This is a genomic window from Tepidimonas sp. (assembly GCF_029335975.1).
Classification (GTDB): domain Bacteria; phylum Pseudomonadota; class Gammaproteobacteria; order Burkholderiales; family Burkholderiaceae_C; genus Tepidimonas.
In genome coordinates, this window is sequence record NZ_JARJMT020000130.1 from 1 (window position 1) to 6,098 (window position 6,098).

A 6,098-nucleotide genomic window follows, 5' to 3' on the forward strand; every position below is an offset into this window, starting at 1 on the left:
CCCGCCAGCAGGGCGGCCATGCGCGCGACATTGCGGTTGTCCTCGCCAGCCTGATTGGCGCAACCCAAGATCACATCGTCCAGCGCGCCCCAGTCGACGTGCGGGTGGCGCGCCATCAGCGCCTGAATCGGCTTGGCAGCCAGGTCGTCGGTGCGCACGCTGGCCAGAGCGCCGCCGTAGCGGCCGATGGGGGTGCGGATGGCGTCGCAAATGAAGGCATGGGATGTCATGGCAGAGCGTCCAGGGGTTTGGTAAGACAGCAGGGCGGCCGAGGCGCGGCCTGCCGCCCAATGCGGGGCTCAGGCGCGTTTGGCCACCAGCGTCAGAATCTCATAGCTGGCCACCAGCTCGTCGTGCTGGTTGGTGACCTCCACGTCCCACGCCACCACACCCTGGCCGCGGCCCTGGGCGTCGGTCTTGGCGCGGTCGATCTTGCGCTTGCAGGTCAAGCGCGCCTGGATGGTGTCGCCGATGAGCACCGGCTTGACAAAGCGAAGCGTCTCCAACCCGTAGTTGGCCAACACAGGCCCCGGCGCCGGCGAGACGAACAGGCCCGCCGCGGCCGACAGCACGAAGTAGCCGTGCGCGATGCGACGCCCGAACGGCGAGTCCTTGGCCGCGATCTCGTCGAAATGCATGTAGAAATAATCCCCGGAGATGCCGCCGAAGGCAACGATGTCGGCCTCGGTGACGGTACGGCGGTGTGTCAGCAGGCTCTCGCCGACGCGCAGGTCTTCGAAGTGGCGGCGAAACGGATGGACCTCGGTGTGGATGCGCGCGCCGCCGCGCACATATTCGCCGGTGACCGCCGTCAGCATGGTCGGCGAACCCTGCACCGCGGCGCGCTGTAGGTAGTGCTTGACGGCGCGCAGGCCACCCAGCTCCTCGCCACCACCGGCACGACCCGGGCCGCCGTGCTTGAGCGGCGGCAGCGGCGAGCCGTGGCCAGTCGACTCCACTGCGGCTTCGCGGTCCAACACCAACAGCCGGCCGTGCCAGACCGCCGCCACCGGAATGGCGCGCGCCGCCGCCTGGGGGTCGCGCGTCACCAGTGTGGCCACCAGGCTGCCGCGGCCGCGTGCGGCCAGGGCCAGCGCTTCGTCCAGGTCGTCGTACGGCAGCAGCGTGCTGACGGGTCCGAACGCCTCCACTTCGTGCACGGCGGCGTGGCTGTGCGGATCGCGCGCCAGCAGTAGCGTCGGGGCACAGAACGCCCCCTGTGCGGTGCCGTCGCCCAGCGGCGCGAAATCCGGCCCGCCATCCCACACCACCTCGGCGCCGGCGCGCAGCAGCGCCACGCGCTCGGCCACGTCGCGCTGCTGCGCGTGCGAGGCCAGCGCGCCCATGCGCACGCCCTCCAACGCCGGGTCGCCCACCACCACCTTGGCCAGCCGCGCGCGCAGCCGCTCGGCCACGGCATCGAGATGGCGGCGCGGCACCAGCGCGCGGCGGATCGCGGTGCACTTCTGGCCGGCCTTGACGGTCATCTCGCGCACCACCTCCTTGGCATAGAGGTCAAACTCCTCGTCGTCGGGGGTGACATCGGGAGCCAAGATGGCGCTGTTGAGTGAGTCCGCCTCGGCATTGAACGGAATCGACTGGCGCACGAGGTTAGGGTGCGCGCGCAGCCGCGCGGCGGTGTCGGCGCTGCCGGTGAAAGTCACGACATCCTGGCCCTGCAGCCGATCCAGCAGGTCACCCGTGCCGCCGATGACGAGCTGCAGGCTGCCCTCGGGCAAGAGGCCGCTTTCCACGATCAAGCGCAGCAGCGCCTCCGTCAGGTAGCTCGTGGCGGTGGCGGGCTTGCCGATGCACGGCAGGCCCGCGAGGAAGGTTGGGGCGAATTTTTCCAGCAGCCCCCAGATGGGAAAGTTGAAGGCATTGATGTGCACCGCCACGCCCGCGCGCGGCACTAAGATGTGCGTGCCGGCAAAGTGCCCTTGCTTGCCCAATGGTATCGGAGGGCCTTCGTGCAACACGTTGGAACCGGGCAGCTCGTTGCTGCCAACGCTGGCATATGCGAACAGCGTGCCGATGCCGCCTTCGATGTCGATCCATCCGTCCTGGCGCGTGGCGCCGGTGTGGGCCGATACGGCGTACAGCGCCTCCTTGCGCTCCATCAAATACTTGGCCAGCGCCTTCAGGCGTGCAGCGCGCTGCTGGAAATCCAGCCGCAGCAGCGCTGCTTGCGCACGACGCGCGTGTGCCAGCGCCTCGGCAAAATCGATCGGCTCCGCGTGCGTCGCCGCCACCGGGCGACCGTTGACGGCGCTGCGCAGCGTCTGCGCCGGGGTGCGGCCGAGCCAGCGGCCGGCGATGTAGCTCTGCAGGATGGGGGTATCGTTCATCGGGGTCGTACGCTCAATCGAACAAGGACGGGGGCGGGTTGCGTTGCCGCGCCGGCTCCAGCGCGGCGACAGCGGGCGGATCGCTAGGCGGCGGTGAACGGGGCGGCCGGCTCGGCGGCCCGATGGCCGCCCAAGCCCAGGTAGGTCTCGACGATGCGGCGGTCGTGCAGCAGATCCTCGGCGGGGCCGTGCAGCGCGATGGCCCCCATCTCCAACACATAGCCGCGGTCGGCGATCTGCAGCGCAGCACGGGCGTTCTGCTCGATCAACAACACGGACACACCTGCCTCGCGCAGGCGCGCGACGGTCTGCAGCACCTCGCGCACGATCAGTGGAGCCAAACCCAGCGACGGTTCGTCCAACATCAGCAGGCGCGGCTTGGCCATCAGCGCCCGGCCGATGGCCAGCATCTGTCGCTCGCCGCCGGACAGCGTCGCCGCCATCTGCGCGCGGCGTTCCCGCAGGCGCGGAAAAATCGCAAACACCTCTTCCATGCGTGCGCGCTGGGTGCGGTCGCCACGCCGCCAGCGCGAAAAACCGCCCAGCAGCAGGTTGTCTTGCACCGACATCTCCCCGAACAGCTCGCGCTTCTCGGGCACCAGCGCCACCTGGCGTGCGACCATACGCTCCACGCTGGGTCGCAGCACCACCTCGCCCGCCACAGCCAGCTCACCACGCGAGCGCAGCAAACCCATTGCGGCGTTGAGCAGCGTGGTCTTGCCAGCGCCGTTGGGACCGATGACGGTAACGATCTCACCCTCATGTACGTCGAGATCGACCTGATGCAGCGCCTCCACCGCCCCGTAGGAGACGGAAAAGCCGCGCAGGCGCAACAGCGGCGGGCGTTCGGTGGGACTCATGCCGTGCCTCCCAAACCTTCGTCGCCCAGGTAGGCGGCCAGCACGCGCGGGTCGCGCTGCACCTGCGCCGGAGTGCCGTGCGCGATCACGGTGCCGAAGTCCAGCACCGTGATGCGATCGGCCAGGTTCATCACGAACTCCATGTCGTGCTCCACGATCAGGATACCCAGGCCCTCGCGACGCAACTGGTCCAGCAGCCGCGCCAGCGCCTGCTTCTCCAGGTGACGCAGGCCAGCGGCCGGCTCGTCCAGCAACAGCAGCGCCGGCTGGCCCGCCAGCGCCCGAGCGATCTCGACGATGCGCTGCTGTCCCAAGGCGAGCGAGCCGGCCGGCGTGTGGGCGTGCTCGGCCAGCCCGCAGCGCTCGATCTGGCGCATCGACTCGGCCAGCAGCGCCGCCTCCTCGTGGCGCTCGAGCCGCAGCATGCTGGCCAGCCAGCCGCGCCGCCCACGCAGATGCGCGCCCAACGCCACGTTGTCCAGCACGCTGCGCTGGCCCAGCAGCCGCACATGCTGAAAGGTCCGCCCCAGGCCCAGCGCAGCAAAGTCCCGCGACGGCCGCCCGACCATGGACTGGCCCAGCAGCCGCACTTCGCCCTCGCTGGGGTCGTCCACGCCCGAGATCATGTTGAAGAAGGTGCTCTTGCCGGCACCGTTGGGGCCGATCAACGCGTGCACCTCGCCGGCGCGCACCTCCAGCGAGACCTGGCTGTTGGCCACCAGGCCGCCAAAGCGCTTGGTGACGTTGCGCGCCTCGATGAGCACCGTCCCCGCAGGCGGCAGGGCGCGGCTGGGCAAGGGGGACGGCGCCGGCAGCCTGCGAGGCGGGGGCACCACGCCCGCCCGCTTGGCCCAGCCGGCCAGCGTGGGCCACAGCCCGTCCGCGTAGCGCTGCAGCACCAGCATCATCAACAGGCCGAAGACGATGACTTCGAAATTGCCGCTCATACCCAACAGCTTGGGCAGCCAGTCTTGCAATTGCTCTTTGAGCAAGGCAATCAGGGTGGCGCCCAGCAGCGCACCCCACAGGTGCCCACTGCCGCCGACCACCGCCATGAACAGATATTCGATGCCGATGTTCAGATTGAACGGCGTCGGATTGACGAAGCGCTGCAGATGGGCATACAGCCAGCCCGACACGGCAGCGAGCAGCGCCGCCAAGACGAACACCTTGATGCGCTGGCGCGCCGTGTTCACGCCCATGGACTCAGCCATGACGCGGCCTGTTTTGAGTGCGCGGATGGCGCGCCCCTCGCGCGAATCGAGCAGGTTGTGCAACGCCCACACCGCCAGCAGCAAAATGGCCCAGATCAGGATCCCCAGCGCGCGCGGATCGGCCAGCGAGGCGCCGAACAGTGACAACGGTGGGATGCCGGTCAGGCCCGTGTGTCCGCCCAGCGGACCCAGGTTGCCGAACAGAAAGTACAGGCTCAGCCCCCAAGCAATGGTGGCCAGCGGCAAATAGTGGCCGCCCAAGCGCAGCGTCACCGCGCCCAGTCCCCAGGCCACCCCGAAGGTGAGCGCGAGCCCCAGGGCCAATCCCAACCAGGGCAGGGTCTGCGTGGGCAAACCAGACAGGGCGCTAGCCACGTCGGGCGACGTGCAGATCCAGGCTGTCGCATAAGCCCCCAGCCCCACGAAAGCGGCTTGCCCAAACGAGGTCATGCCGCCCACGCCGGTTAACATGACCAAGCCCAGCGCCACCAGGGCATGCAGCCCGATGTAGTTGAGCAAGGTGATGGTGAAGTCGGGCAGAAAACCCCAGGCGGCGGCCAGCGCCAGCACCAAGCCCAGCGTCAGCCACCGGGTCGATACCCCGGCCCCGGTGATCGCTGATGCGACTGCGGCGTGGGAGACGCGGGTTTCAGCGCTCATTCTTCGTCCTCCACATGGTGGCTGCGCAGCGAGCGCCACAGTAGCACCGGGATGATCAGGGTGAACACCAGCACCTCCTTGAACGCACTGGCCCAAAACGACGCGAAAGCCTCGAGCTGTCCCACCAGCACGGCCCCCAGCAAAGCGGCCGGGTAGCTGGCCAGCCCGCCGATGATCGCAGCGACGAAACCCTTCAGACCAATCAAAAAGCCGGTGTCGTAATAAATGGTCGTGATGGGCGCGATGAGCAGGCCAGAGACCGCCCCAATCAGCGCCGCCAGGGCAAAACTCAGATCACCGGACAGATCGGTCGGGATGCCCATCAGGCGGGCGCCGACGCGGTTGATGGCTGTGGCGCGCAGCGCTTTGCCGAGCAAGGTGCGCTCGAAAAACACGAACATCGCAATCACCAGCAACCCGGTCACGCCCAACACCACCAGCGACTGGCCGCTGATGGCCAGGCTGCCCAGATCGAACCGCGCCTCGGAAAACGGCGGGGTGCGCGAGCCTTCGGCGCCAAAGAACGACAACCCCAGCCCCATGAGCACGCCGTGTAGCGCGACCGAGACGATCAGCAACACCAGCACCGTCGCGTGCGACAACGGCCGAAAGGCCAAGCGATAGATCAACGGCCCCAAAGGGGTGACCAGCAGCACGACGGTCAGCGCCTTGCCCACCTGGGTGCTCGGCTGCCACCAGACGGCCAGCGCTGCCAGTGCCGGCAGCAGGCCACACCACAGGCCGGTAGACCACCAGTCCACCGATGCGCCGCGCCGCTGCCGCCCAATCTCCACAGCCAGCGCCGTGGCGGCCATCGTCAGCAGCAGCCACAGGGTCGCGGGTGTGCCGCCCGCCTGCAGCGCGGCCATCGTGAGCGCGCTGTAGGCCACCAGCTCCCCCTGCGGGACGAAAATCACCCGCGTCACGGAAAACACGAGCACGAGTGCCAGCGCCATCAGGGCATAGATGGCGCCGTTGATGATCCCGTCCTGACCCAAGAACAGGGCGATTTGCAG

General features: G+C 68.6%; 4 protein-coding genes and 1 pseudogene. All 5 read right to left on the bottom strand.

The annotated features are described in order from the left end of the window. Positions 1-230 (bottom strand): annotated as a pseudogene (locus tag P3W97_RS07070) (3-oxoadipyl-CoA thiolase); the annotation flags it as partial. A gap of 69 nt (positions 231-299) precedes the next feature. After that, on the bottom strand, positions 300-2,348 hold the full coding sequence (gene paaZ, locus P3W97_RS07075; RefSeq protein ID WP_300845160.1) for a phenylacetic acid degradation bifunctional protein PaaZ: 2,049 nt from the start codon (positions 2,346-2,348) through the stop codon (positions 300-302). Between the two features lie 83 nt (positions 2,349-2,431). Next, the gene (locus P3W97_RS07080; RefSeq protein WP_300845162.1) at positions 2,432-3,208 is read right to left on the bottom strand and encodes an ABC transporter ATP-binding protein; all 777 of its coding nucleotides are present in this window, start codon (positions 3,206-3,208) and stop codon (positions 2,432-2,434) included. After that, on the bottom strand, positions 3,205-5,082 hold the full coding sequence (locus P3W97_RS07085; RefSeq protein ID WP_300845164.1) for a branched-chain amino acid ABC transporter ATP-binding protein/permease: 1,878 nt from the start codon (positions 5,080-5,082) through the stop codon (positions 3,205-3,207). The genes P3W97_RS07080 and P3W97_RS07085 overlap by 4 nt, the downstream gene beginning before the upstream one ends. Beyond that, positions 5,079-6,098, bottom strand: a 1,020-nt coding sequence (locus P3W97_RS07090; RefSeq protein ID WP_300845166.1) for a branched-chain amino acid ABC transporter permease, incomplete at its 5' end; no start/stop codon positions are given. The genes P3W97_RS07090 and P3W97_RS07085, both read right to left, overlap by 4 nt.

Bases quoted from the DNA above. Each gene is read 5' to 3' on its own strand.
- paaZ (WP_300845160.1), bottom strand. From the start codon at position 2,348: ATGAACGATACCCCCATCCTGCAGAGCTACATCGCCGGCCGCTGGCTC.
- P3W97_RS07080 (WP_300845162.1), bottom strand. From the start codon at position 3,208: ATGAGTCCCACCGAACGCCCGCCGCTGTTGCGCCTGCGCGGCTTTTCC.
- P3W97_RS07085 (WP_300845164.1), bottom strand. From the start codon at position 5,082: ATGAGCGCTGAAACCCGCGTCTCCCACGCCGCAGTCGCATCAGCGATC.